The organism is Bacillus sp. PS95, assembly GCF_037963565.1.
Lineage (GTDB): Bacteria > Bacillota > Bacilli > Bacillales > Bacillaceae > Bacillus > Bacillus subtilis.
In genome coordinates, this window is record NZ_CP150160.1 from 2531107 (window position 1) to 2555951 (window position 24845).

Sequence of the window (24845 nt, forward strand, 5' to 3'; positions counted from 1 at the left end):
TACTAACTATTATTTTTTCGCAATAATGCTGACCCAATCTTCCATTGAAAGGATTTCTACAATGGTAAAGCCAGCTTGTTCCAGTGCTTCTTTTACTTCTTGTTTTTTATGACCGATGATTCCTGACGTAATAAAGTGGCCGCCCTCTTTTAACAGGCTGTACGCTTGTGAAGTAAAGCGAAGAATGACTTCAGCCAAAATGTTGGCCACAATCACATCATGTTCCCCTTCAATCCCGTCTAACAAATTGTTTTGCTTCACTTGAGCAATATCGCTGACTTTGTTCAGCTTGAGATTGAGGCGTGCACTTTCTACAGCCACGGGATCAAGATCGTAGGCATGAACCGATTCAGCCTCAAGCATTGCAGCCGCAATACTTAAAATTCCCGAACCAGTGCCGACATCAATCACCTTATCACCCTTTTGCACAAAGCGTTCAAGCGCCTGAATGCAGAGTACGGTTGTCGGATGCGTCCCTGTGCCGAAAGCCATTCCCGGATCCATTTCAATAATCAGTTCATCAGTATGGACCGGCGTATATTCCTCCCACGTCGGCACAATTGTAAACTTTTCAGAAATTTTCACAGGATGATAATACTTTTTCCAGGCAGTCGCCCACTCTTCTTCATTTACTTCAGAAATAGTGATGTGGTTTCTGCCCAAATCAATATTGTAAAGAAGGAGATTATTAATCGTTTCTTTAATGCCGTCTACAGTTTCGCCCAGAAAACTGTTAACCGGCAGATATGCTTTGACAATGACACCCTCATCTGGGTAATCATTGGGGTCGAGCTGGTAGATTTCCCCGTACACATTCTCACGTTCTTTAATTAAATCAAGCGGGTCCTCTATCACAACCCCACTTGCACCAGCTTCATGCAATATATTTGAGATAGGTTCGACCGCTTCATGTGTTGTGTGAATGCTTAATTCGGACCATTTCAAAACTACCAACTCCTCATCCAATAATTAATCGCCTTTAAACGCGCGTTTTACCTTGTCAAAGAAACTCATTTCCTGTTCGTCAGGCAGGTTTCCGCTGACTTCAGCAAATTCGCGGATAATGTCTTTTTGTTTATCAGTCAGATTTGTCGGCGTAACGACGCGGACGACGATATGCTGGTCACCCTGTCCATAGCCTCTGACATTTTGAACGCCTTTGCCTCTTAATCTAAATTTCGTTCCTGTTTGTGTACCGGCCGGAATTTTCAATTTCACTTTTCCATGCAGCGTCGGCACTTCTACCTCATCTCCAAGAGCAGCCTGAGCAAACGTTAACGGCATTTCACAGTAAATATCATCGCCGTCACGCTCGAAGAACTCGTGTGCGCGTACATGGAACACGACAAATAAATCCCCAGCAGGGCCGCCGTTTATTCCTGGTTCACCCTGTCCCGAGAGACGAAGCTGCTGCCCGTCATCTACACCGGCTGGAATTGTCACATTGATTTTCTTGCGTTTTTTGATTTTTCCTTTGCCGCCGCAGTCCGCACATTTGTTTTTAATGATTTTGCCTGTACCTTCACAGTGGTGGCAGACCCGTCTGTTAACGACTTTTCCAAACGGTGTATTTTGCTCCACGTTTAACTGGCCGGAGCCTCCGCAGTGGGAGCATGTTTCTGGATTTGTTCCAGGTTTCGCACCTGAGCCTTTACATGTTTCGCACGTTTCCTCGCGGGGAATTTCGATGGTTGTTTCTTTACCGAAAGCCGCATCCTCAAACGACAGGGTCATCGTATACTGTAAATCAGCACCTTGGCGCGGAGCGTTTGGATCTCTTCGTCTTGTGCCTCCGCCGAATATACTTGAGAAAATATCATCGAAACCAAAACCGCCGAAATCGCCGCCGCCAAAACCTCCGCCGCCGAAGCCTTGGTTAGGGTCAGTGTGACCAAATTGATCGTAATGCGCACGTTTTTGGTCATCTGACAGCGTTTCGTACGCTTCTTTTACCTCTTTAAATTTTTCATCTGATCCGGCTTCTTTGTTAATATCAGGATGATATTTTTTTGACAGCTTCCGATAAGCTTTTTTAATTTCATCCTTTGAAGCGCTCTTACTTACTCCCAGCACTTCATAGTAATCACGCTTACTCATCTCGCTTCACTCTCCCGAATTTCTCACATAAATTAGATTGTATCATTTTGAATTATGATTTTTCAATTCCTTTTATCCCGGGCAAGAAAAAAAGTCAAAGCCAAGAGATGCCTGACTTTGACTTTCTAATCATTGAATCAGATTATGAAATGTGTTCTTTTCGGTCAGCTCCGGAAGCGGGTCTGACACTAAAAAGAACTTATTTTTTGTTTTGGTCGTCGTTTACTTCTTCGTATTCAGCGTCGACAACGTTGTCATCCGCTTTGCCTTCAGCGTTTGCTCCGCCTTGAGCTTGCTGTGCTTTAGCAACTTCTTCATAAAGCTTCATAGAAAGCTCTTGAACGATTGTTTGAAGCTCATCTTTTTTCGCTTTGATCTCTTCAAATTCGTTTTTCTCAATCGCTGCTTTTAAAGCATCTTTGGCATCGTTGGCTTTTTTCACTTGTTCTTCGTCCACTTTGCCTTCAAGATCTTTTAATGTTTTCTCAGTTTGGAAAACAAGCTGATCTGCTTCGTTGCGGACTTCGATTTCTTCTTTTTTCTTCGCATCAGCGTCAGCATTTTCTTCCGCTTCTTTTACCATGCGTTCGATCTCTTCATCAGAAAGACCTGAAGAAGATTTAATTGTAATGTTTTGTTCTTTTCCTGTGCCTAAGTCTTTTGCTCTTACGTTTACGATACCGTTTTTGTCAATATCGAAAGAAACTTCGATTTGAGGCACGCCGCGCGGTGCTGGCGGGATATCAGTAAGCTGGAAGCGGCCGAGTGTTTTGTTGTCGGCAGACATTGGGCGCTCACCTTGCAGAACATGGATATCAACAGCTGTTTGGTTATCAGCAGCAGTTGAGAACACTTGAGATTTGCTTGTTGGGATCGTCGTGTTGCGGTCGATCAGTTTTGTAAACACGCCGCCCATTGTTTCGATACCGAGAGAAAGCGGTGTAACGTCAAGAAGAACAACATCTTTTACGTCACCTGTGATAACGCCGCCCTGAATCGCAGCACCAAGCGCTACAACTTCATCCGGGTTTACACCTTTATGCGCTTCTTTTCCAGTTTCTTTTTTGATTGCTTCTTGTACGGCAGGGATACGAGTTGATCCGCCGACAAGGATGACTTTGTCGATTTCGCTTGCAGAAAGTCCTGCATCTTGAAGCGCTTGACGGACAGGACCCATTGTGCGCTCTACTAAATGAGAAGAAAGCTCTTCGAATTTAGCGCGAGTTAATGTAAGTTCAAGGTGAAGCGGTCCTGCTTCTCCAGCTGTGATAAACGGTAAAGAAATTTGCGTAGAAGATACGCCGGAAAGATCTTTTTTCGCTTTTTCAGCTGCGTCTTTCAAACGCTGAAGCGCCATTTTGTCTTTTGCCAAATCAATGCCGTTTTCTTTTTTGAATTCAGACACAAGATGATCGATGATAACTTGGTCAAAATCGTCCCCGCCCAGACGGTTGTCGCCGGCAGTTGAACGAACTTCGAATACACCGTCGCCAAGCTCAAGGATGGAAACGTCGAATGTACCGCCGCCAAGGTCGTATACTAGGATCGTTTGATCTTCATCTGTTTTATCAAGTCCGTATGCAAGCGCTGCTGCAGTCGGCTCGTTGATGATACGTTCTACTTCAAGACCTGCAATTTTACCAGCGTCTTTTGTTGCTTGACGCTCAGCATCGTTAAAGTATGCAGGAACTGTGATAACTGCTTTTGATACTGTTTCGCCAAGATAGCTTTCAGCGTATGATTTAAGGTGTTGAAGGATGATAGCAGACACTTCTTGTGGAGTGTAATCCTTTCCTTCAATTTCAACTTTATAATCAGTACCCATATGACGTTTGATAGACATAATTGTGTTAGGGTTTGTAATAGATTGGCGTTTAGCCACTTCCCCTACTTGACGTTCGCCGTTTTTAAATGCAACAACTGATGGCGTTGTGCGGTTTCCTTCAGCGTTAGCAATAACTTTAGGCTCGCCGCCTTCAAGCACTGCCACACATGAGTTTGTTGTTCCTAAGTCGATTCCGATAACTTTACTCACTTGAATAACCTCCTGCTATGTAATTATTGATTCACTTTGACCATGGAAGGGCGAATGACGCGATCCTTCAGCTTATAGCCTTTTTGCATTTCCTCAACAACAATGTTGGAGCCGTAGTTTTCGTCTTCAGCCTGCATAACAGCTTGGTGCAGATTAGGATCAAATTCCTGCCCTACAGCTTCGATGGCTTCGACGCCTTCTTTTTTCAAGGCTTCTACGAGCTGACGGTGGACCATTTCCATTCCCTGGAGCAAACTTTTCGTCTGTTCATTGTCGGCTTCAACCTGAAGCGCTCGTTCAAAGCTGTCAAGAGCCGGCAGTAAATCAGTCACGATATTTTGAGAACGGTATTTTTGGGACGCTTCCATCTCTAAACGGCTGCGTCGTTTATAGTTTTCAAAGTCTGCTTGAACACGCAAAAGTTTGTTTTCTTTTTCCTCAAGCAAACCTTGCAATTCGTTAATTTGGTTTTGAAGAAGTTCGCTTTCATTTGTTTCTTCCTGATGTTCATCAGCGGCAGCTTGTTCTTCAATGATTTCTTGCTCTTCTGTTTCGTTTTGTTCAACGGTTTGTTTTTCTTCTGACATTGTGTTCACCTCCCTCAAAGTGTAAGGAGAAGGACAGGTGCTGCCCTTCGATAAAATTTGCCAAAATTCCCTTATTCATCATACAGACTTGTTAATGCTTTTGACAAGTCCGAAGTCACATGCTGAAGCAGGCTGACAACCCTGGAATAATTCATGCGGGTCGGGCCGATAATCGCAATTGAGCCGATCTGCTTCTGGTCTACGGAATAAGAAGCCGTAATCAGACTGCAATTTTCCATCTCTTCATAGTCGTTTTCTTTTCCGATTTTAATCGAAATCCCCGTATGCGGGGATTGAACCAGCTTTAAAACATCCTGTTCTTTCTCAATCAATGAAAGCAGCGACCGAACTCGGGTGATATCATGGAACTCAGGCTGGTTCAGCATATTGATTTTCCCGCCAAAAAACAACTTTTCAACGTGATTTGTGGAATGAAAGGTTGAACGAAGCGCGTCGAGTATATTGTCATAGTTCTTAATGTGCTGTCTTAGGTACATGACAACTTCCTTAAATATGCGCTCATTCAGTTCATCCATTGGAACGCCGCTTAATCGGTCGTTCAGTATATTGACCAGTTTTTCAATATCAGACAGATCCATTTTGGTCGGAAAGTTAATCGTTTTGTTTTCCACATGCCCCGTATTGGTAACGAGAATCGCTACCGCCATATCAGGCTGAATCGGAATGATTTGAATCTGTTTAAGGTAATTCTCACTCAGCTTCGGCCCGAGTACGATGGATGTGTAATTCGTCAGATCGGACAAAATTTGCGCTGATTTTTGAACTGTCTTCTCCAGCTCGAAAATTTTCTCTTTGAAGATCGAGTGGATTTGGTCCAGGTCGCTTTTCGTCAGTTTGACGGGTGACAGCAAATGGTCAACATAGTACCGATACCCTTTTTCTGACGGAACACGTCCTGAGGATGAATGGGTTTTTTCAATAAAGCCCAATTCCTCCAAGTCAGCCATCTCGTTTCTTATTGTTGCAGAGCTAAATGTGATTTCATCTTTTTTCGAAAGAGTTCTTGATCCCACCGGCTGTGCCGATTTAATAAAATCGTTGATTATAACCTGTAGGATCAGCAGCTGACGATTTGTTAACATCATCATCACCTCTGTTAGCACTCTCAATAAGCGAGTGCTAATTCTATAACAAAAGTATCAAACCACAAGAAAAATGTCAATTATAACTCACCCAAAAAAGCGCCAAAAACTTCATTGCCTAATAATTTCCCTTGATGAGTCAAATAAACGGCAGACTCCGAATTGTGAATCAGCCCTTTTTCAGCGAGGTCTTTTAATACGCTTGGGAAAAGTCCATCCAAGGAACGGCCGTATTTTTCTGCGAATCGTTTTTTGCTGACACCGGCTGTTTTTCTCAAACCTAAAAACATTTCTTCCTCAATCTGTTCTTCTGTTGTCACTTCATGTGTATCTCTGTACGGAAAACCCTTTTCAGCTATCAGGTCAATGTAATGCTTAACAGGTCCGACGTTCACTGTTCGTGTGCCGCCGATATATCCGTGAGCGCCGGCTCCGAAACCGAAATATTGTTCGTTGCTCCAATACGTTAGATTGTGCTTAGATTCCATGCCTGCCTTAGCAAAGTTGCTGATTTCATATTGATGAATGCCGTGAGCTTCCATCTGGCTCATCACCATTTCATACATTTCAGCTTCCTGCTCCTGCGGCGGAAGATGAAGCCGCCCTTTTTGCATCAAATTATAAAATACCGTTTTCGGTTCTACAATAAGGGAGTAAACGGAATAATGCTCGGCGTCCAATGATAAAGCAGTGTTTATGGAATGTTCCAGATGCTTGAGGGTTTGCCCCGGAAGCCCGAACATGAGATCAAGACTGATATTCTCAAAACCGATTTCCCGCGCTCTTTCAAAAGAGGTGAATACATCTTTTTGCTTGTGCACTCGGCCGATTTTTTCTAACAGATCGTCTTCGAACGTTTGCACACCAAAGCTGAGGCGATTTACGCCTGCTTCTTTTAATATTTTTAATTTCTCTGCGGACAAGTCATCCGGATTCGCTTCAACCGCAAATTCCGATAAGTCGCTTGAGGGCTTCAGTACGCGGTTGATCATGTCCATCAGCTTTTTAAGCTGTTCCCCAGACAGGGAGGTCGGCGTGCCTCCTCCGATAAAGATTGTTTTGAGATCAGGCTGCCCAGTTTTTGCTATTGTATTTATCATTTCCTGTTCGAGTGCGTTTAAATACTCGTCGACTGGCTGACTTTGAATAAAATATTTATTGAAATCGCAGTAGTGGCAAATATGCTCACAAAATGGGATATGGATATAAGCTGATTTCAACGGATTCACCTTCTTTACAGAAAGAAGCCGCAGTACAAGACTGCGGCGGCTTCTATTGTTTTTTCGGACTGTCGTCCATTTTCAGAACTGCCATAAATGCTTCTTGCGGCACTTCAACTGAGCCGACCTGCTTCATACGGCGTTTTCCTTCTTTTTGTTTTTCAAGAAGTTTCCGTTTACGCGAGATGTCCCCTCCGTAACATTTAGCCAATACGTTTTTACGCATTGCTTTTATGGTGGAGCGGGCCACGATTTTCTGGCCGATTGCGGCTTGTACCGGAACTTCAAACTGCTGGCGCGGAATGAGTTCTTTCAGTTTTTCAACGATCACTTTTCCGCGTTCATATGCGTAATCACGATGCACGATAAAGGAAAGGGCATCGATTTTTTCACCATTCAGCATAATGTCCATTTTCACAAGCTTGGACGGTTTGTAGCCGATCAGTTCATAATCAAAGGACGCATAGCCTTTAGTGCTTGATTTCAGCTGGTCAAAAAACTCATATACGATTTCCGCTAATGGCATATCATAAATGATGCTGACACGGTTTGCGTCTAAATACTGCATATCAATGAAATTGCCGCGTTTTCCTTGGCAAAGCTCCATCACAGCGCCGACATAGTCATTCGGCACCATCATCGTCGCTTTTACGTATGGCTCCTCAACCCGTTCGATCTTTTGAGGATCCGGCATGTTGGACGGGTTGTCGACAACGACCTTTTCGCCGTCTGTCATGTACACGTCATAGATAACGCTTGGCGCTGTTGTAATCAGGTCGATGTTGAACTCACGCTCAATTCGCTCCTGAATGATCTCCATGTGAAGCATGCCTAAAAATCCGCAGCGGAACCCGAATCCAAGCGCTTGCGAAGTTTCCGCTTCATATTGAAGGGAGGAATCATTCAGCTCAAGCTTTTCAAGAGCTTCCCTTAAATCATTATACTTCGCTGTATCAATCGGATACAAACCACAGTACACCATCGGGTTTAGCTTGCGGTATCCCGGCAGCGCTTCTTCTGCAGGATTAGCAGCGCTCGTTATTGTATCACCGACACGTGTGTCACCGACATTTTTGATTGAGGCAGTCAGGAAGCCTACATCACCGACCGTCAGTTCATTTGTCGGAGTTGCTTTCGGCGTGAACACGCCTACCTCTGTTACTTCGAATTCTTTGCCGGTTGCCATCATTTTGATTTTTTGTCCCGGCTTTACCGTTCCTTCAACGACTCTGATATAAGCCACGACACCGCGGTAGGCGTCATAAAGCGAGTCGAAGATCAGCGCTTTGAGCGGCGCCTCCGGATCTCCGGTCGGAGCTGGCACCTTTTCTACGATTTGTTCTAAAATCTCCTCAATCCCAATACCGGCTTTTGCTGAAGCAAGCACGGCTTCTGATGCATCAAGGCCGATAACGTCTTCTACCTCTTGGCGCACACGTTCAGGCTCGGCGCTCGGAAGGTCGATTTTATTGATGACCGGAAGGATTTCAAGATCGTTGTCAAGCGCTAAGTAGACATTGGCGAGCGTCTGCGCTTCAATCCCCTGGGCTGCATCCACGACAAGAATCGCTCCCTCGCAGGCAGCAAGGCTTCGGGATACTTCATATGTGAAGTCGACGTGTCCCGGCGTATCGATTAGATGAAAGATATATTCTTCTCCGTCTTTTGCTTTATATTTAAGCTGAACAGAGTTTAATTTAATGGTTATGCCCCGCTCACGTTCAAGATCCATAGAATCGAGCAATTGTTCTTTCATTTCTCGTTGAGTGATTGCCGACGTTTTTTCTAAAATACGATCCGCTAAGGTCGATTTTCCGTGGTCAATATGGGCAATGATAGAGAAATTCCGTATTCTCGATTGCCTCTCTAAACGCTTTTCTTTATCTGTCACAATCTATCACTCCTACTATTAAACGCAAAATACACTAGCTTAGATTATATCAATAGGATTGTAAAGATTCAATGTAAAACAAGAAAGAGAAAAGTTCCCTATCATATCTGGGCTGCTTTTCTCTTTCACGTACTTATTGATTCATATCCCGTATCCATTCATACATTGACTGGGCAGTATTGGTTACGGTGTCCGAAAGCGCTTTTCCGGCTTTTGAAAACATATTGAATGTCTCCACCTTTTCCAGCTCTTTTTGTTTTTCTTCTAAATCTTTTGCCGTGACTGTTTCTCCTAGGATTGAGGCTTCTTTTTCATTATCTTTTCCGTCGGTGAGCGTAAACGCCCCCTTCAGTGAAGGGTCATGATAGCCTTTCATACTCAGCATCCCGTTGTTTGCCTGCTGCATGCCGAACAGTACGCCTAAAAACATGATCGTGATAAGCAGTAAGCATTTTCCAAAGTATGCAATCAAATCAACCACCTATTTCTTATTGTTTTTTCGTCTCCCCGCTCGCTGCGTTGACCTTTTCAGCATCCCAGTACATTTCGCTGAATACGTCCGCGGCCGCGTTAGCCGCACGCTGCAGCTCTTCGAGATTATTATCTACTCCGCCAAACTCGAGCAAAAGCGCTCTATCGGTTAAATCCTGATTGTAAACACCATTATCGCCTGGCGAGCCTTTGGAAAAGACACCTGTGCTAAGTCCGGGGTATTTTTTCTCCATCAGTTTATGAAGCTCACTCGCAATTTTATAGTTTTCTTCGAAGTTTTTGCTTTTTTTCCCGACGACAAAGGCTACCCTGGCATAGCTTTTCCCTTTAATCGTTGCGGTTGTGTCTTTTTTGCGCCGTGAGTCTCTGTGGATGTCAATGATATATTGCAGATTTTTGTTTGAAGCGAGGGCGTCTTTCACAACCGGCCTTGATTCATCATAGGACCTGGCATAGTTTAAGCCTTTTTTATTCAATTTTGATTGTATATCGGTTTTATTCACTGTGGCTCCGATGCCTTGGGATTCAAGCGCTTGTCCGAACATATCTCCTACAAGCGTGACGTTGGCTTTAGAATGGCGCGCCATGTCAGGATCGGTCTCACCTTTTAATAGAGGGAGATATGATTCCGTATTGTGCGTGTGATAGATAAACACGACCTTTTTATCACCTGTTGTTTGTTTGGGCGGATCTTTTTGCGCATTATCTGATTGCGTTTGCTGTTTTTCAATCTCTGCCAAATTCGCTTCCCTTTCTTCCTCCATCACCTTAGACGGCGGCGGCGATTCCGCAGGCATATTCGTATAATCGGTTCCTTGTCCAGCTAACAAAATCTCGGTATCAAATTGTGCAAACCCTGGCAGCTCCCGACCGAGAAAGCTCCGCGGATCTTCGAGGTTAATGCTCGTCGCCAGCTTTAAAGAAAGACGAGAAAGATGAAATGAGCTGTCGGTTTGAGAGAGGTCAGAAGCGAAATAATGGTTTTCCATCCGCAGCAAATGTGCAAATACGTCACCCGGCAATTCTTCAGCAATCCCATAAAAAGAGTCAGACGACGGCCTAAGTTCCGGCCGGAGAGACGTCAGCACACCGGATAGAACAAAAATCACGATAAGGCTTACGATAAATAGAAAGATGGCTTTTATCGCTTTCCCTCCATTTACCGCAACAACAATCTGTCTGTTTCTGCGTTTATTTCTCATTGAATCCCTCCAGCGCTTGTCTAGTAATTACTCTATGAACAAGCTAGAGGAAGTAGAACTGTTTAGTGATTGTAGGAGCCTTTGTTTTCTTGTGACACTTTTTCATGAAGCGCTGTGTTTAGTCCGTTCGCTAAAACATTTGCCATATCGTCGATAAATGAATCGACTTCCTTCGGCGTAACCATTAAGTTGTGTCCTAAAGGCGAAAGCACCTCGTGAATGAGCTGCCGTTTTTCATCTTCTTGAAGGGTTCCGACAATCCCTAGGAACGATTGGCGCTGCTTTTGATCGGGAAGATCTTCTTCAGTGAGCACTTTCTTTTTCCCAAACGTCATGCCTGCCGGAACAAGCGATCTTGATGGCCTGTTATCCTTCATTTCTCTGCCAAAATGTTTTAATATGTAGTCCACCGTGTCGCTGGCAATTGTCACGGCATCAACTACTGTCGGAACACCGATAGCAATCACCGGAACACCAAGCGTGTCTTTGCTTAAATCTTTTCGTTTATTCCCCACTCCAGATCCCGGGTGAATGCCTGTATCCGATATTTGAATGGTTGTGTTGACCCTTTCCACCGCCCGCGCTGCCAACGCATCAATGGCGATGACAAAATCAGGCTTCGATTGCTCAATCACACCTTTAATAATGTCACTTGTTTCGATTCCTGTTATCCCCATTACACCCGGTGCAAATGCACTGACAGGCCTGTAACCCTCCTGTACGTTTTCCGGCTGAAGCTTAAACAAGTGCCTTGTTACCAACAGATTTTCTACTGCCATCGGTCCAAGCGCATCAGGTGTCACGTTCCAGTTGCCGAGCCCAACGATCAAACAGCTCGCATCTTTTGAGATATTAAGGTTTTCAAGAAAAGCTGAGAATTCCTCCGCAAAGACAGCAGAGACCTTCTCCTGCATTTCCGAATCATTCTCCCTGATTCCCTGTGCTTCAAGCGTTAAATAGCGCCCTTCTTTTTTTCCCGAAAGCTCCGCGCCTTCCTTTGTAACATCAACTGTGCGGATTTTAATGCCGCCGTGATCACGCTCTTTTTCAATAAAGCCTTTAATTTCTTTTGTCGGCACAGCCTGCTGATTGGCCATTGCTTCCTTCGTTTCCACTGCCAAATCGGTCCGTATCAAATACTGATTCACATCCAGCTCACTCTTTTTCATACAGGGGCCTCCTTCACATTAAGTACCTATATTGTTGCCATTTGCTGAATGAATCATGCTAAAAAGAGAACCTTCAATGAAAAATACTTTACATTTATATTGCAATCTAAAGGTGTGTTTGATAGAATACAATTTGTTCTATTGTGAAGAAGATTTAACCTTAAGACACTGTGCTACAGGTTGTATCTTAGGAGGTGAAACACATGCCAAACATTAAATCAGCGATTAAACGTACAAAAACAAACAACGAACGCCGCGTTCATAACGCGACAATCAAATCTGCTATGCGTACTGCAATCAAACAAGTTGAAGCTTCTGTTGCCAACAACGAAGCTGACAAAGCGAAAACTGCTCTTACTGAAGCAGCTAAACGTATTGATAAAGCAGTGAAAACAGGTCTTGTACACAAAAATACCGCAGCTCGATACAAATCAAGACTAGCGAAAAAAGTGAACGGACTTTCTGCATAATATAAAAACGATCCTCAATAATGGGGATCGTTTTTTTCATTTCTTTTTAACAGCTGTAAAAGGAACAGTTCGAGCAGAAGCTGCTTGTCCTTTTTTCCGGTTTTCATCTCATAGTCCATGACGGCAAGCTGTTCAATAATTGAACGGAGCTCCTCCTCTGAAAAAAGCCTTGCTTGATCCATCGCCAGCTTTACCCGAAATGGGTGAACTTTTAGATTAGAAGCGATTTGTTTTTGTCCGTATCCCTGTTCCGCGAAGTACTTTGTCTGCAGAATCAGCCGGAACTGGTTCGAAATAAGCGCCATAATTTTGATCGGTTCTTCATTTTGTTTAAGCAAATCATAAAAAATTTGCAGACTCTCAGTTCGTTTTCGGTTGACGATTTTATTGATCAGCTCAAAAATATTTTGTTCAAGGCTTCTAGCAACAAGCATTTTCACATCATCCAGCGTAATTTCTTCACGATCTCCAATAAACGTGCAGAGCTTTTGAATCTCCTGAAAAATCGATGACAGATGCCCGTTCACAAGCAGAACCAAATGCTCCGCCGCTTCCGTGCCGATTGTTTTCTGCTCTGTTTTTGCAAGGTTGACAGTAAAGTCTGTCGTTTCCTTTGCGTTTAATTCCTTCGCCTCCATCATAAACGCGTGCTTCTTTAACGCTTTCGTCAGCTTTTTCCGCTCATCAAGCTTTTCATACGGAGCAAGCAGGACAAAGACTGTGTAAGGCGCAGGTGATTGTATATATGATTCAAGCGCACTGACGTTGTGCTCAATTTTTTCTTTTTTCTTTTCACCTGTTAAAAAATATGGATTTTTCACAATGACAAGACGCCGCTCTCCCATAAACGGAAACGTTTCAGCATCTGCAATCGCTTGATCCAGCGGGTCCTCTTCCAGATCAAAAACGGATAGATTGAAATCCTTTGTCTCCTGATCAACGACCGTCTGTCTGATCCTGCTGACGGTTTCTTGCAGCAGATATGTCTCTTTTCCGTATAAGCAATAAACCGGATGGACATCTCCTTTTTTTAGGCTTTTCCACACATCAAATACCATTGTTGTACGACTTCCTCTCTTTCATCATCCCCCTCTATCCTAAATTGAGTTTGCAAAATAGTAAAGAGGAAGCCTGACTGCTGCTTCCCCATTTATATTAAACGCCTGTTCGCAAGCCCCCGGGACAGCTTGTAAAAAGGCGATAATCACCAGAACAGAAAACGTTACCTTAGCTTCTAGATTTTTCAAAACAATTCCATTATACTTAAGTCAGTCAGGAGGGATAAAGTTGAATGATTTTGAAAAAAACGTTCAAAGCAAACGAAATGATGCTGTAGATTCAGCTGTTGGTTTTGTTGTGTCCTTCGGATTTTTCGCCTTCTTGTTTGTCATGGCAACGGTTATTCACCTAGTTGGTTCATAACAGCGACTGCCCGGGCTGCTGATTTCTCGGCAGTCTTTTTTAGTTCGTCTCTGTTATATCTGATGTATCATATGGAGGATAGACAGAAAAGGTTCCAACTCTGTTTTTGTATCTATATTGGATCGTTCCGTTTTGATCTGTTCGCAGCACGCGGATAGAATGTCTCTGTAATAGTTGCAGAACTTTTTGATGAGGATGATGGTACCGATTGTTTTTCCCGGCTGAGATAATGGCCGTTTTCGGCTGAAGCTGTTGGATGAATTCTTCACCGGTAGAGCCTTTGCTCCCATGGTGCCCCACCTTTAAGACATCTGCTTTAATATTTGGAAACACGTCCATCACCTCCTGTTCCCCTTCTTTCTCCAGATCACCCGTCAAAATCCAGCTCAGAACGCCCGTCTCCATCCACAGAACGAGAGAGGAATTATTTTTGCTTGCCGGATCAGGTGTTTCAGGTGACAGTACATGGAACTGCAAATCCTTTATTTGCAATACATCGCCTCGCTTCACCTCTTCAATTGTCACTCCCTCTTCTCTGGCTGTCTGCAGCACTTTCTCATCTTTAGGTTCAGAAACGAACCCCTTCGGAATCACGAGGCGCTTTACTTTATGATGCTTCAGCAGAGTCTCCGCCTCTCCGATATGATCTTGGTCAGCGTGCGTCAGAATTAAAGCGTCAAGCTGTTTGATTCCCTTAGCAGTTAAAAACGGAATCAGCACCTTTTCCCCCAGTGAAAACGGATGCTGTTTTTCGCGCCAAGGCTCTGACGAGTAAGACAAAGTGCCGCCGGTATCAATTAAGACACGACCCCGCTGATGCGGAGCACCTACAAACATGCTGTCACCCTGTCCAATATCTATCATATCCACTTCTCCTTCGGAACTAAGACACGGATATATAAAGAGCAGAAACATCACCGTGCAGCAAATGCCTCCGGTTACCATCAACTGCGACAAGGAGCGTTTTTCAATCGCCATAAGCAATAGGATGATCGTGACCGTGAATAAAAAAAGCAAAACAGGTGCAGGATGTGCGATCATAATCGTGAACACTTCAACATCTGCAATGTTTGTGATTAGCCTATTGGTCCAGCTTATCAATAAATCAAACCAGCTGAAAAACAATCTCCCAAACGAAACGGAAAGACTTAATAGAAGAACACCTGCTACAGCTCCCGGCAAAATACAGAAGGTATAAAATGGTACCATCAACATATTCATCGGTACGCTGATGATAGAAAACTGATGAAAATGATATAGGAGAATCGGAAGCGAGCCCAGCTGAGCGATGAGTGATACAATTGTCAGCTGCCCCAAGGAGGTTTTAACCTGATGAAAAATAGAAGAGGATAGAATTAAAGAAAAACTGACGGCGAACGATAGCTGAAAACCGGCTTCAAAGAGATGATAAGGATTGAAGAGCAGAAGGACGATGTATGAAAGACAAATTGCAGTTGCAGAGTGGACACGCCATTTGACAAGGCTTCCAGCTAAGTAAACACCCGACATGAGAGCGGCGCGTAGCACTGAAGGAGCAGCGCCGGTCAACATCACATAGAGCGGCAGAAATAACAGCAACAGAATTGACGCCTTTTCTCTAGTTATACCAAGGCGAATCATGATATAAAACAAACCTGCTGTCAAAATCCCCACGTGGAGTCCTGATATTGCCAAGAGATGGACAACACCAAGCTTTTGATACGCGGTAAGCACTTCATCCTCCACATAAAATCTGTCACCAACTGTAAGTGCCTGTACAATCCCTGCCGAATCAGGAGGCAAAAGGCTGTTTGTGAATGATATGATATGTTTTCTCAAGCTGAGCACCTTGTACTTAAAATTTTCAGGTTCGCTGCAGTTTTGAATAGACGTGACAGAGTAGTTCCAATGAATATGCTGCCGATAAAGATACTCGTTATAATCAAATGCACCCGGCACAGTTGCGTGATTCGGTTCTTCCAATGTACCAGTCAACTCACATGACATTCCTGGTTCTATGTATAACAGCTGTTCTTTTTCACCAGCAGACTGAATGCGATACGCAGCAGCCCATTTTTCCTTATCAGGTGTCTCAACCATCATAGACATACGGTCGCCGTCAATTTTGGGAATAGTGTCAATCACTGCCTTGAATTGATAGGTTCCCTGCCGATAGGAAGAGACATTCTGAGAATCTGTGACTGCATACAGTACAAAAAACAATATAAAAGAGAAGAAACAAACAATAATGAGAAAAGCGTGCCTCGTTTTGATTAAAATGATGAGGAGAAAGAGGATGAAAAGAAAAATAGCGGGGAAATAAGCGGCGGCAGTAATTCCAGCCGTTGCCGAAGCTGCCGCCATAGGCAATAATAAGCGCGAATTACGCATTCATCACACGTAGCTCGTGAAAAGTGTATTCGCCTGTTCATGTATCTTTTTCAATTCTTCCTCCGCTAAACCGGCATCAGCCAATTTCCCTATAAGACCCGCTACAAATGAAAGCTTTTCCCTGTTTTTCAGATCAACGATCATTTCATCGAGTTCAACCTGTTCAACTGTTACACCCGCCTGTTCAAATAATTCCTGCGCATACGGATGTGTTTTGTAATCCTCAGCATAATAAACCGTTTTGATACCCGCTTGAATAATAGATTTGCAGCATTGAATGCACGGATAATGCGTCACATAAATCTCGGCTCCATCAGTCGGCACCCCAAACTTAGAGCATTGAAGAATCGCATTCATTTCAGCGTGAATGGTTCTTGCGCAATGATCATCTATCATTAAGCATCCTTCATCTGCACAATGTACGCCGCCCGCGATTGACCCATTGTAGCCTCCTGCTATCATGCGTTTGTCTCTGACTATAGTAGCGCCGACAGATAATCTCGGACATGTGCTGCGCAGCGCCAATAAATGGCTTTGAGCCATAAAGTATTGATTCCATGAAATTCGTTCCACGTTGTTCCCTCCAAATGTTGTGTTGCCTGACCTTTAGTTTACCTATCATAATGCATGACCGTCAAATCACTTTACTGTAATGGAAGACTTTATTTTCTCAAATGACTTTTCACCTATTCCTGAAACCTTAGTGATATCTTCAATTGTTTGGAAACGCCCGTTTTCTTCCCGGTATGCAATAATAGCTTCAGCTTTGGATGGCCCCACCCCTGAGATGCCTTGTAACTCCTCTAAGGTTGCTGTATTGATATTCACCAGCGCTCCCTTCCCTCCATCGCTTTGGACAGACCCTCCGCCACCTTGCTGCACTGCTGTTTCCTCTCCCTTTTTCGGGATGTACACCACTGTCCCGTCCTGCAGAATCTCCGCCAAATTTACTTGCGCTTCGTCTGCTTGTTCACTGGTCCCGCCCGCTTTCTCAATTGCCTGAGATACTCTGTCCCCTGTTCGCATTTCATAAACGCCAGGATGCTGAACAGCACCTTTGATGTCTATCACAATTGTTTCGTTTGACTCGTCGTTGTTTGCTTCCTGCTTTACCACTGTATTTTCTGTCTCTGTTGGTACAGCTTGCTTCACCGGCTCTTTATTTTTCCCTGTGGCCAGAAAGATCATAATCGCTGTGAAAACAGCCGCAGAAGCCGCTAAAATAATTGCTTTCTTATGCTGATTCAACCAATTCATCGTGCATGTTCCCCGCTTTCGTCATATTTTATTTTCATAACACATATGGTTTAGAGGATAATAGCTCAAAGGAGGGGAAACCATTGAAGATAGGCTTTATCGGCACAGGAAATATGGGTACGATCCTTATCGAATCATTTATTGAATCAAAAGCAGCCGATCCCTCAAACATGACAATCACAAACCGCACAATTGAAAAAGCGTTGCACATAAAAAACCGCTACAACAGCATAAACGTTACCGAAAGTCTCGAAAAGCTCGTTTCTGAAAACGAGATGATTTTTATTTGTGTTAAGCCGCTTGATATATATCCTTTACTGGCAAGAGCGTTACCTTATTTAAGAAAAGATCATATTCTCATCTCAATTACAAGCCCCGTTCAAACCGAACAGCTCGAACAATATGTGCCGTGTCAAGTGGCTCGAGTGATCCCAAGTATTACGAACAGAGCGCTGGCAGGTGTTTCTCTCGTCACTTTCGGCACAAGCTGCGGCGAATCTGCAAAAACGAAAATCAATGAGCTGATGCAGCATATCTCTCATCCGCTGCAAATTGAAAGTGACATCACCAGGGTTGCATCAGACATCGTAAGCTGCGGCCCCGCTTTTATGAGCTATCTGATTCAGCGGTTTATAGATGCAGCTGTTTCGGAAACATCAGTGTCTAAACAGGACGCGATTTTGATGTGTAAGGAAATGCTTGTCGGAATGGGAAAACTGTTAGAAACCGAATTGTATACCCTGCCTGCATTACAGGAAAAGGTTTGCGTTAAAGGCGGTGTAACAGGAGAAGGCATTAAAGCGCTGGAAAGCGGTGTGCAGGATATGTTTCACCGGGTATTTCAAAATACTCATATGAAGTACGAGGAGGATATTTCCGCAGTGAAAAAGCAGTTTCATGTGTAGACGAGTATGTCATACGTTCGTCTGTACTGCAAAAGCATAAAAAAGCATTTTAAAAAACCATCGTTTTAGGAAACGATGGTTTTTGATTTCTGCGCCTTGAAAAAGAGGCGTTCTGATTGTGCTGATGGCTCGGTATCCGTAAAATCAGCTGTCACGCGATGGAGCTGAAAGCCGCAGTTCTTAAGCATTTCTTCGTATTCTTCCACCGGGAACGTTCTTTGCTCGTGTGTCTCATCAAAACGATCATACGCTTCTCCGTTCCACACAAAAAACGACATATCATGAATGACAGAAAGCTCGTCACTTCCGGCAAAGCTCTGCCAAATATAGCTGATATCTTCGTCCTGGTCAGCAAATGTGCTATCCGGAAAGACTTCCGCAATTTTAAAAGATGAATGAACATCAAACAGCAGAATGCCTTCAGGCTTTAATACCCGAAAAACACTTTTAAAGGTTTCGATCACATCATTTTTTGTTTTTAAATAATTTAATGAGTCACAGCATATCACAACAGCGTCAAATTGACCGTCAAAGCCGGTAATCTCTCTCATATCCTGCTGAAGAAATAAAATAGGCTGGCTACTCGATACCTTTTGCTGGGCGAAAGAAAGCATCTCTTCGCTGAGATCGATGCCTGTAACCTCGAAGCCTTTTTCGGCAAGCCGGATGGAGATTTCCCCCGTGCCGCATGCCAGATCGAGAATACGGCCTTTTTCCGGGAGAGATGCTTCAATCCATTTTGTCCATTGATCGTAAGGCGCGTGTGACATTAACTCGTCATACACGCTTGCAAAGCCTTGATAAATCATTGATTCATTCCAAGATCAAGATCTGCGAGCGGAGCGTCTCCCCACAGCTTTTCAAGGTTGTAGTAGCTTCTTTCATCCTTGTGGAAGACATGGACAATTACATCGCCTAGATCAACGAGAACCCATCTTGCTTCATCAAAGCCTTCCATCTTTTTGACTTGAATGCCGTTTTCATCAGCTTGATCCTTGATTTCACGGGCAATCGCCTGTACCTGTTTATCTGAATTTCCGTGGCAGATCAGAAAATAATCAGCAACCAGAGAAATACCTTCCATATCCAGTGCTAAAATATCCTCTGCCCGTTTATCATCGCAAGCCGCAGCTGCGATCTTTAAAATGGACTTTTGGTTCATTCACAAATTCCTCCTGTTCAGCTGCCAGACACAAGCCAGTTATACGTTAAAAATGTGTCTGGAAAAACCGGTTGATTTTTTTTCATAAGAAAAACCATTGTATTTTTAATGGACTGAATCAGCGCTTGATTCAAATCTGTCTCAGCAAGCTTACGCACCTCATCGACACCGGGAAATGCCCGGTTTGGCTCAATGTAATCGGCAACGTAAATGACTTTTTCTAAAAGTGTCATACCGGGGCGCCCTGAGGTATGATACCTAATGGCGTCAAGAATGTCTTCATCTTGAACCCCTGCCTCTCTTTGGACCAAATAAGCGCCGACCGGAGCGTGCCAGAGCTCCGGATTATGATCCAATAAATGCGCAGGCATTTTTTCACGTGCAATAATTTGTTTCATTTCTTCTTTCGGGCGGAATTTGGCGTAATCATGAAAGATTGCCGCTGTTTCCGCTTTTTTAGAATCGGCTCCAAAACGCTCCGCAAGTTCGATCGCCGTGTTCATCACGCCAACCGTATGGATATATCGGTGTTCGGTCAATTGCTGCTTCACGCATGCAAGTGCCGCCTCACGATTCATATAAACCATTCTCCTCTACATACTTCTTCACTTTATCAGGGATTAAGTAGTCAGTGGGCTTCTTGCTTTTAAACCGTTCCCTTATCATAGTTGATGATACCTCAAATTCCGGAACGTCTGCAAAGAGAAGCGGATAAGGGGTTTCAACATGAAAACCGGGGCGCTTTACTCCAATAAATTGAATGAGGTTCAGCAGCTCGTCCAGCTTATACCATTTCGGCAAATATTCAACCATATCAGCGCCGATAATAAAGAACAGCTGATCATTTGGATAACGCTGCTTCAGTAAAGAAACGGTATCAAAGGTATATGATGGCCCTTCTCTTTCCATTTCAACAAGCTCCAGCTTAAAGGACGGATTAGATTGAATTGCAAGCTTTAGCATTTCCACGCGATGAAAGCTGTCGGTATAGTCTTCGTTCTGTTTATGCGGCGGAATTTGATTAGGCATAAACCAAATTTCATCAAGCCCTGCCTGGTACAGCACCTCATTCGCCATTAAGAGGTGACCATTATGCGGAGGGTCAAACGTGCCTCCGAAAATTCCGATTTTCTTCATTTCAACCACCTTTAAGGAAGCTCGATTTGTTTATTTTCCTTTGATTCCTTATATAACACAATCGTATTGCCGATTGTCTGCACCAATTGAGAGCGGCTTCCTTTTACAAGAGCTTCCGCTACATCGTTTTTATCCTCTTCGCAATTCTGAAGCACGCTGACTTTAATGAGCTCTCTCGCTTCAAGCGCCTCAGCAATTTGTTTAATCATGTTGTCGTTTACTCCGCCTTTACCTACTTGAAAAATCGGCGTTAAATGATGCGCTTTTGAACGCAAAAAACGTTTTTGTTTACCTGTTAACATTCTGTTCCTCCTAATTTTCCTATTACAATGGATCTCATTTTTTCAATATTAGGCTCTTGTCCAGTCCACAATTGGAAAGACAATGCTGCCTGTTCAACAAACATGCCCACACCGTCGAGTGTTTTCAAGCCTTTTTGGCTTGCTTCTTTTAAAAGGGCCGTCTGTATTGGATTATACACGATATCACATACGACGGCACTGCTCGCGGCACGCTGTAATGAAAGCGGCACATCGTCCACGTTCGGATACATGCCCACAGACGTTGTATGGATGATAACATCATACTGCTCAAGACGTTCTTCTGCTTCTTTTATGCTTAATACTTCTTTATTGTGAAACGAGGGAGTAGCTTCTGTAAGCCGCTTTGCTTTTTCTAACGTCCGGTTGCAAATGTCAAATTTTTTCGGGGTATTTCGGACAATTGTTGTAAAAATGGCTCTCGCCGCTCCGCCAGCGCCGATCATTAAGAATGACAGTTCAGAGATGGGCTTGTCTAATACCTTCATTAATGACTTCACGAAGCCTTCCCCATCGGTATTGTATCCGACAAGCTTATCTCCCTCTCTTCTGACCGTGTTTACGGCACCGAGCACTTTTGCACTCTCATCAATATGATCCAGATAATCCATAATGGAAACCTTGTGCGGAACAGTCACATTGATTCCTTGTACGCCTAGAGCTCTTATTCCTTTTACCGCATCCTCCAGATCATTCTCTTCTACCTTGAAGGCATGATAATGTCCGTCAAGCCCGAGGTCTTTCAATGATGCGTTATGAATATCAGGTGACATAGAATGGCCAATCGGATTTCCGATAACCCCGTACAGCTTTTTCATACTCCTCTCCCCTTTTCTTAAATTAATGAACGTCGAACAAATACATGAACGCCTTTTGGCGCGTATGCAGTTACCTTTTTATCGGCGTCATGGACAGTAACCCAGCCTAACCCAGAGAAAACGATATCTGTCTTTTTGTCTTTTATCGTAAACGTATGGGCGACCAATTCCGGAAACTCATCCATTTCATCTTTACCCGGAGGTGTGAGCAATTCCCCTGCATGCTTTTCATAAAGCGCGTCTGCATTTTCAAGTTTTGTTCTATGAATCATCAGCTCATTCGGCATATAGCAAATAAAAGGAGATCTTTCCCCAGACACATAATCAAACCTTGCAAGTCCGCCAAAATACAGTGTTTGCTGATCATTAAGCTGGAATGTGCGAGGCTTCAGCTCCTTTTTAGGAGATAATATTTTCAGATCCTTTTTATTGACATAATGCGCCATTTGATGGTTGTTGATAATTCCCGGTGTATCATAAAGCGATGAACCGTCATCCAGCGGGATTTCAATCGCATCAAGGGTTGTGCCAGGAAATTGGGATGTTGTAATAATATCTTCTTCACCTGACACTTCTTTAATAATCCGGTTAATAAAGGTTGACTTTCCTACATTTGTACATCCGACAACATAGACGTCTTTTCCATTGCGGTAATGCTCAATCGCGTCAATTACTTCTCTGATTCCCTGGCCGCGTCCCGCACTAACCAAAAATACGTCAACCGGTTTTAAGCCAAGCTCTTTCGCTTCACGCTTCATCCATTGGATCAGACGTTCTCTTTTCAGTGACTTAGGCAAAATATCCGCTTTATTGCCAACTAATAAGATAGGGTTTCCCCCCACCAAGCGCTGCAGCCCATTAATCCAGCTGCCGTTAAAATCAAAAATATCAACAATTTTTACGACAAGAGAGTCCGTTTCTCCAATACCGTGAAGAATGTTCAAAAAATCATCATCAGTTAAGGAGACATCTTGTATTTCATTATAGTTTTTCAGTCTGAAGCAACGCTGGCAAATCACATTTTCTTTCGTAAGCGATGCAGGCGGCGCGTACCCCAAACCTGTTTTGTCCTCGGTTTGGATCGTAACTCCGCACCCGATACAAACAACCTTTTCCATTTCTTACTCCTCCCACTGAATGTGCCCTTTTCGTTTGAGAGCACTCAGTATTCTGCGTTCGACCTGGCGGTTAAAGCGCGTAATGAATCCGTCAGAGGAAGCGACTGGCACGACCAAAATCGTATGGTAGCCGTTTCGGTTTCCCCCGAGTACATCGGTCAGCAGCTGGTCTCCGATGACAACGCAGTCCTCTTTTTTCAGCTCCATATTGCGCACCGCTCTATTAAAGGCTTTACCCATCGGTTTTCTTGCTTTATAGATGAATGGGATTCCAAGCGGTTCTGAGAAAAGTTTCACTCTTCTTTCGTTATTATTAGAGACAATTGTCACTTTAATGCCGTGTTCCTTCATTTCTTCAAACCACTCGATCAATCGCGGCGTCGCATTCGGTCTGTCCCATTCAACAAGCGTATTATCCAGGTCAGTAATAATCCCTTTTACATTTCGTTCCTTTAATTTCTCAGGTGTAATATGAAAAATATTTTTTACAAACTCGTCAGGTAAAAAAAACTTTTTTAACAAAACCCGCACCCTTCCCTTTTTCTTTCTTTCAAAATGATTGTCGAAAAAAATCGAACTTGCGCCTAAAGAAAAACTGAGCAAAAAAATTTCGACAAAAATTGGGTTTCTTCACCAGGTGTGGATAAATTTACACACACTATCCACTCTTATTACATCACTCTTTAGACAAATTATAAACACGATACTCACAAGTTATCCACTTTTTGGTGTGGATAACAGAACGATTGTTCTTATATGCATTTCATGGTAGATTAAAGATAACTTCAACCTCAGATGAACGCAACTTATCATTGTATGCGTTAAAATCATGAATGATTCCAACTTTTAAGGAGGTGCCTCTCCCATTAATTGGGTTCCTAGCATGAGAAAACTGTCTGATGAATTACTAATAGAATCTTATTTCAAAGCCACCGAAATGAATTTAAACCGTGACTTTATCGAGTTAATTGAAAACGAAATAAAAAGAAGATCGCTCGGACATATTATTTCCGTATCTTCTTAATAGGAATTTGTCTATTTTTTCCGGGCGTATTTCCTTTTTTTACTCAGATGACTGATATTATATCACTTTGGCTGCGCGCTTTACTACTACTTTCAGCAAAAAACACCCCTAAAAAGAGGTGTTTTAAAGGGCCGGTTATTATGCTAACCAGTATATGCCGCCCACAACCAGGAGAACAACAACTAAAACAACAATAAAAGCGTATCCATATGCTCTGCCTGCGCCATACATGTGAAGCGCCTCCTTAATAAGGTTTTATAACAGCCTATGTAGGAGAAATAAATCGGACTAGGCGGTTGTCCGGCTCAACGCTGCAGGATCTGCCCATCTTGTATTCCTTCATATACGATCCTTGCCCCTTTAGGTGTCATATGATTTCCAGAAGGATCTATTAAACCAGATTGGATAAGCGCTTCATCAGTTGCTTTTCCGCCGTCTGCTTCTATAAAATGCTTCCAGTTATCTACAAGAGGGACATCCAGGCGCTTCGACACATCTCTTGTAATATCGTTATATGAGTTGTGCCATTTCCTTGCTCCGCCTTTTGGTTCAAAAGCAGCTGCTTGATATCTGGAATAGTAAAACAGATGATGCTTCCCATTACCTTCTATAATTGGGATACACGTCATTAAGATTGGCTTGATCCCGTGTTTTCTGCTTTCTTCAATAAAATAAACCAGATTTTCTCTAAAACGCTGCTTCGACACTCTCGGTTTCCCCTCAGTCAGTATGGCAGCGTCATTGGTGCCGAACATAATAAACAAATACTTCGGTTTTTGATCCAGCACATCTGTCTGAAATCGGAGACGGGCATCCTCTGTCGTCTGTCCGCCGATTCCCGCATTGAGTATATCAAGGTTACCGCGCTCAGCTGTTTTTAATATATTGACCCACTGCTGTGCTTTTGGATAATCGCGATAATCCCAATTAGAGCCACGCGTATTGCTGTCACCAAATGCTACAACGTCTTCGTATCCCCTTCCCTCGCATCCTGCTGTAACAAACAGCAGAAGGAAAAGGATGATAAAATGTTTCATCTTTACACC

28 protein-coding genes are annotated in these 24845 nt (G+C 43.4%); 4 read left to right on the top strand and 24 right to left on the bottom strand.

Annotated features, from left to right (window positions below; genetic code table 11):
* Window positions 1-9: 9 nt before the first annotated feature.
* The 10 genes from prmA to gpr form a co-directional block, all read right to left on the bottom strand.
* A complete protein-coding gene (prmA, locus tag NSQ12_RS13055; protein WP_004398884.1) occupies window positions 10-945 on the bottom strand; it encodes a 50S ribosomal protein L11 methyltransferase in 936 nt (311 codons plus the stop codon).
* A 24-nt stretch (window positions 946-969) separates the two neighbouring features.
* A complete protein-coding gene (dnaJ, locus tag NSQ12_RS13060) occupies window positions 970-2097 on the bottom strand; it encodes a molecular chaperone DnaJ (protein WP_003230010.1) in 1128 nt (375 codons plus the stop codon).
* A 199-nt stretch (window positions 2098-2296) separates the two neighbouring features.
* Window positions 2297-4132, bottom strand: a complete 1836-nt coding sequence (gene dnaK / locus NSQ12_RS13065; RefSeq protein ID WP_339174880.1) for a molecular chaperone DnaK — start codon at window positions 4130-4132, stop codon at window positions 2297-2299.
* Window positions 4133-4155: 23 nt separating this feature from the next.
* A complete protein-coding gene (grpE, locus tag NSQ12_RS13070) occupies window positions 4156-4719 on the bottom strand; it encodes a nucleotide exchange factor GrpE (protein ID WP_029317891.1) in 564 nt (187 codons plus the stop codon).
* A gap of 71 nt (window positions 4720-4790) precedes the next feature.
* Complete coding sequence (hrcA, locus tag NSQ12_RS13075; protein WP_003246126.1) at window positions 4791-5822, bottom strand: heat-inducible transcriptional repressor HrcA; 1032 nt, start codon at window positions 5820-5822, stop codon at window positions 4791-4793.
* 80 nt (window positions 5823-5902) lie between these two features.
* A complete protein-coding gene (hemW, locus tag NSQ12_RS13080; protein WP_129092540.1) occupies window positions 5903-7042 on the bottom strand; it encodes a radical SAM family heme chaperone HemW in 1140 nt (379 codons plus the stop codon).
* A gap of 52 nt (window positions 7043-7094) precedes the next feature.
* A complete protein-coding gene (gene lepA / locus NSQ12_RS13085; RefSeq protein WP_003229999.1) occupies window positions 7095-8933 on the bottom strand; it encodes a translation elongation factor 4 in 1839 nt (612 codons plus the stop codon).
* 133 nt (window positions 8934-9066) lie between these two features.
* Window positions 9067-9405: a YqxA family protein gene (locus NSQ12_RS13090; protein ID WP_038429322.1), complete on the bottom strand. Its 339-nt coding sequence runs from the start codon at window positions 9403-9405 to the stop codon at window positions 9067-9069.
* Between the two features lie 16 nt (window positions 9406-9421).
* Window positions 9422-10627: a spore autolysin SpoIIP gene (gene spoIIP / locus NSQ12_RS13095; protein WP_038429323.1), complete on the bottom strand. Its 1206-nt coding sequence runs from the start codon at window positions 10625-10627 to the stop codon at window positions 9422-9424.
* A gap of 62 nt (window positions 10628-10689) precedes the next feature.
* Window positions 10690-11796, bottom strand: a complete 1107-nt coding sequence (gpr, locus tag NSQ12_RS13100) for a GPR endopeptidase (RefSeq protein WP_014480309.1) — start codon at window positions 11794-11796, stop codon at window positions 10690-10692.
* 203 nt (window positions 11797-11999) lie between these two features.
* Here gpr and rpsT point away from each other — a divergent pair, with 203 nt between their 5' ends.
* The gene (gene rpsT, locus NSQ12_RS13105; protein WP_003229989.1) at window positions 12000-12266 is read left to right on the top strand and encodes a 30S ribosomal protein S20; all 267 of its coding nucleotides are present in this window, start codon (window positions 12000-12002) and stop codon (window positions 12264-12266) included.
* A gap of 14 nt (window positions 12267-12280) precedes the next feature.
* On the opposite strand, the gene holA is transcribed toward rpsT, so the two are convergent.
* Window positions 12281-13324, bottom strand: coding sequence for a DNA polymerase III subunit delta (gene holA / locus NSQ12_RS13110; protein WP_029317888.1), 1044 nt, complete (start codon window positions 13322-13324; stop codon window positions 12281-12283).
* Window positions 13325-13363: 39 nt separating this feature from the next.
* Window positions 13364-13513 (bottom strand): hypothetical protein, encoded by a 150-nt coding sequence (locus NSQ12_RS13115; protein WP_003229985.1) that lies wholly within the window; start codon window positions 13511-13513, stop codon window positions 13364-13366.
* Window positions 13514-13553: 40 nt separating this feature from the next.
* Between NSQ12_RS13115 and NSQ12_RS13120 the strand changes: the two genes are divergently transcribed.
* Window positions 13554-13688, top strand: coding sequence for a YqzM family protein (locus tag NSQ12_RS13120; RefSeq protein ID WP_003229983.1), 135 nt, complete (start codon window positions 13554-13556; stop codon window positions 13686-13688).
* 39 nt (window positions 13689-13727) lie between these two features.
* Here the strand turns inward: NSQ12_RS13120 and NSQ12_RS13125 are convergent, their stop codons facing one another.
* The 3 genes from NSQ12_RS13125 to comEA form a co-directional block, all read right to left on the bottom strand.
* Window positions 13728-16058, bottom strand: a complete 2331-nt coding sequence (locus NSQ12_RS13125) for a DNA internalization-related competence protein ComEC/Rec2 (RefSeq protein ID WP_212082276.1) — start codon at window positions 16056-16058, stop codon at window positions 13728-13730.
* 3 nt (window positions 16059-16061) lie between these two features.
* Window positions 16062-16631, bottom strand: coding sequence for a ComE operon protein 2 (locus NSQ12_RS13130; RefSeq protein ID WP_003229978.1), 570 nt, complete (start codon window positions 16629-16631; stop codon window positions 16062-16064).
* Window positions 16632-16697: 66 nt separating this feature from the next.
* Window positions 16698-17315 (bottom strand): competence protein ComEA, encoded by a 618-nt coding sequence (gene comEA / locus NSQ12_RS13135; protein ID WP_004398514.1) that lies wholly within the window; start codon window positions 17313-17315, stop codon window positions 16698-16700.
* An 83-nt stretch (window positions 17316-17398) separates the two neighbouring features.
* Here comEA and comER point away from each other — a divergent pair, with 83 nt between their 5' ends.
* A complete protein-coding gene (gene comER, locus NSQ12_RS13140; protein WP_014480313.1) occupies window positions 17399-18220 on the top strand; it encodes a late competence protein ComER in 822 nt (273 codons plus the stop codon).
* Between the two features lie 65 nt (window positions 18221-18285).
* Here the strand turns inward: comER and NSQ12_RS13145 are convergent, their stop codons facing one another.
* From NSQ12_RS13145 to NSQ12_RS13180, 8 genes are read right to left on the bottom strand one after another with little or no spacing between them, the layout of a single operon-like run.
* Window positions 18286-19029, bottom strand: coding sequence for a class I SAM-dependent methyltransferase (locus NSQ12_RS13145; RefSeq protein ID WP_003229973.1), 744 nt, complete (start codon window positions 19027-19029; stop codon window positions 18286-18288).
* Window positions 19026-19382: a ribosome silencing factor gene (rsfS, locus tag NSQ12_RS13150; protein ID WP_014480315.1), complete on the bottom strand. Its 357-nt coding sequence runs from the start codon at window positions 19380-19382 to the stop codon at window positions 19026-19028. The genes NSQ12_RS13145 and rsfS overlap by 4 nt, the downstream gene beginning before the upstream one ends.
* Before the next feature lie 17 nt (window positions 19383-19399).
* The gene (gene yqeK, locus NSQ12_RS13155) at window positions 19400-19960 is read right to left on the bottom strand and encodes a bis(5'-nucleosyl)-tetraphosphatase (symmetrical) YqeK (protein ID WP_339174886.1); all 561 of its coding nucleotides are present in this window, start codon (window positions 19958-19960) and stop codon (window positions 19400-19402) included.
* Window positions 19950-20519 carry a nicotinate-nucleotide adenylyltransferase gene (locus tag NSQ12_RS13160; RefSeq protein ID WP_021480066.1) on the bottom strand — a complete coding sequence of 190 codons (570 nt, stop codon included), beginning with the start codon at window positions 20517-20519 and terminating at the stop codon, window positions 19950-19952. The genes yqeK and NSQ12_RS13160 overlap by 11 nt, the downstream gene beginning before the upstream one ends.
* 11 nt (window positions 20520-20530) lie before the next feature.
* A complete protein-coding gene (yhbY, locus tag NSQ12_RS13165; RefSeq protein ID WP_003226133.1) occupies window positions 20531-20821 on the bottom strand; it encodes a ribosome assembly RNA-binding protein YhbY in 291 nt (96 codons plus the stop codon).
* Window positions 20815-21657: a shikimate dehydrogenase gene (gene aroE, locus NSQ12_RS13170; RefSeq protein WP_003229967.1), complete on the bottom strand. Its 843-nt coding sequence runs from the start codon at window positions 21655-21657 to the stop codon at window positions 20815-20817. Before aroE ends, yhbY begins: the two co-directional genes overlap by 7 nt.
* Window positions 21658-21674: 17 nt before the next feature.
* Complete coding sequence (yqeH, locus tag NSQ12_RS13175; RefSeq protein ID WP_003229966.1) at window positions 21675-22775, bottom strand: ribosome biogenesis GTPase YqeH; 1101 nt, start codon at window positions 22773-22775, stop codon at window positions 21675-21677.
* A 3-nt stretch (window positions 22776-22778) separates the two neighbouring features.
* On the bottom strand, window positions 22779-23297 hold the full coding sequence (locus NSQ12_RS13180; protein ID WP_003226126.1) for a YqeG family HAD IIIA-type phosphatase: 519 nt from the start codon (window positions 23295-23297) through the stop codon (window positions 22779-22781).
* A gap of 361 nt (window positions 23298-23658) precedes the next feature.
* On the opposite strand from NSQ12_RS13180, the gene NSQ12_RS13185 reads away from it, so the two are divergent.
* Window positions 23659-23799, top strand: a complete 141-nt coding sequence (locus NSQ12_RS13185) for a sporulation histidine kinase inhibitor Sda (protein WP_003226124.1) — start codon at window positions 23659-23661, stop codon at window positions 23797-23799.
* 305 nt (window positions 23800-24104) lie between these two features.
* Here NSQ12_RS13185 and NSQ12_RS13190 read toward each other — a convergent pair whose 3' ends face one another.
* Window positions 24105-24836 carry an SGNH/GDSL hydrolase family protein gene (locus NSQ12_RS13190; RefSeq protein WP_003229964.1) on the bottom strand — a complete coding sequence of 244 codons (732 nt, stop codon included), beginning with the start codon at window positions 24834-24836 and terminating at the stop codon, window positions 24105-24107.
* Between the last annotated feature and the right edge of the window lie 9 nt (window positions 24837-24845).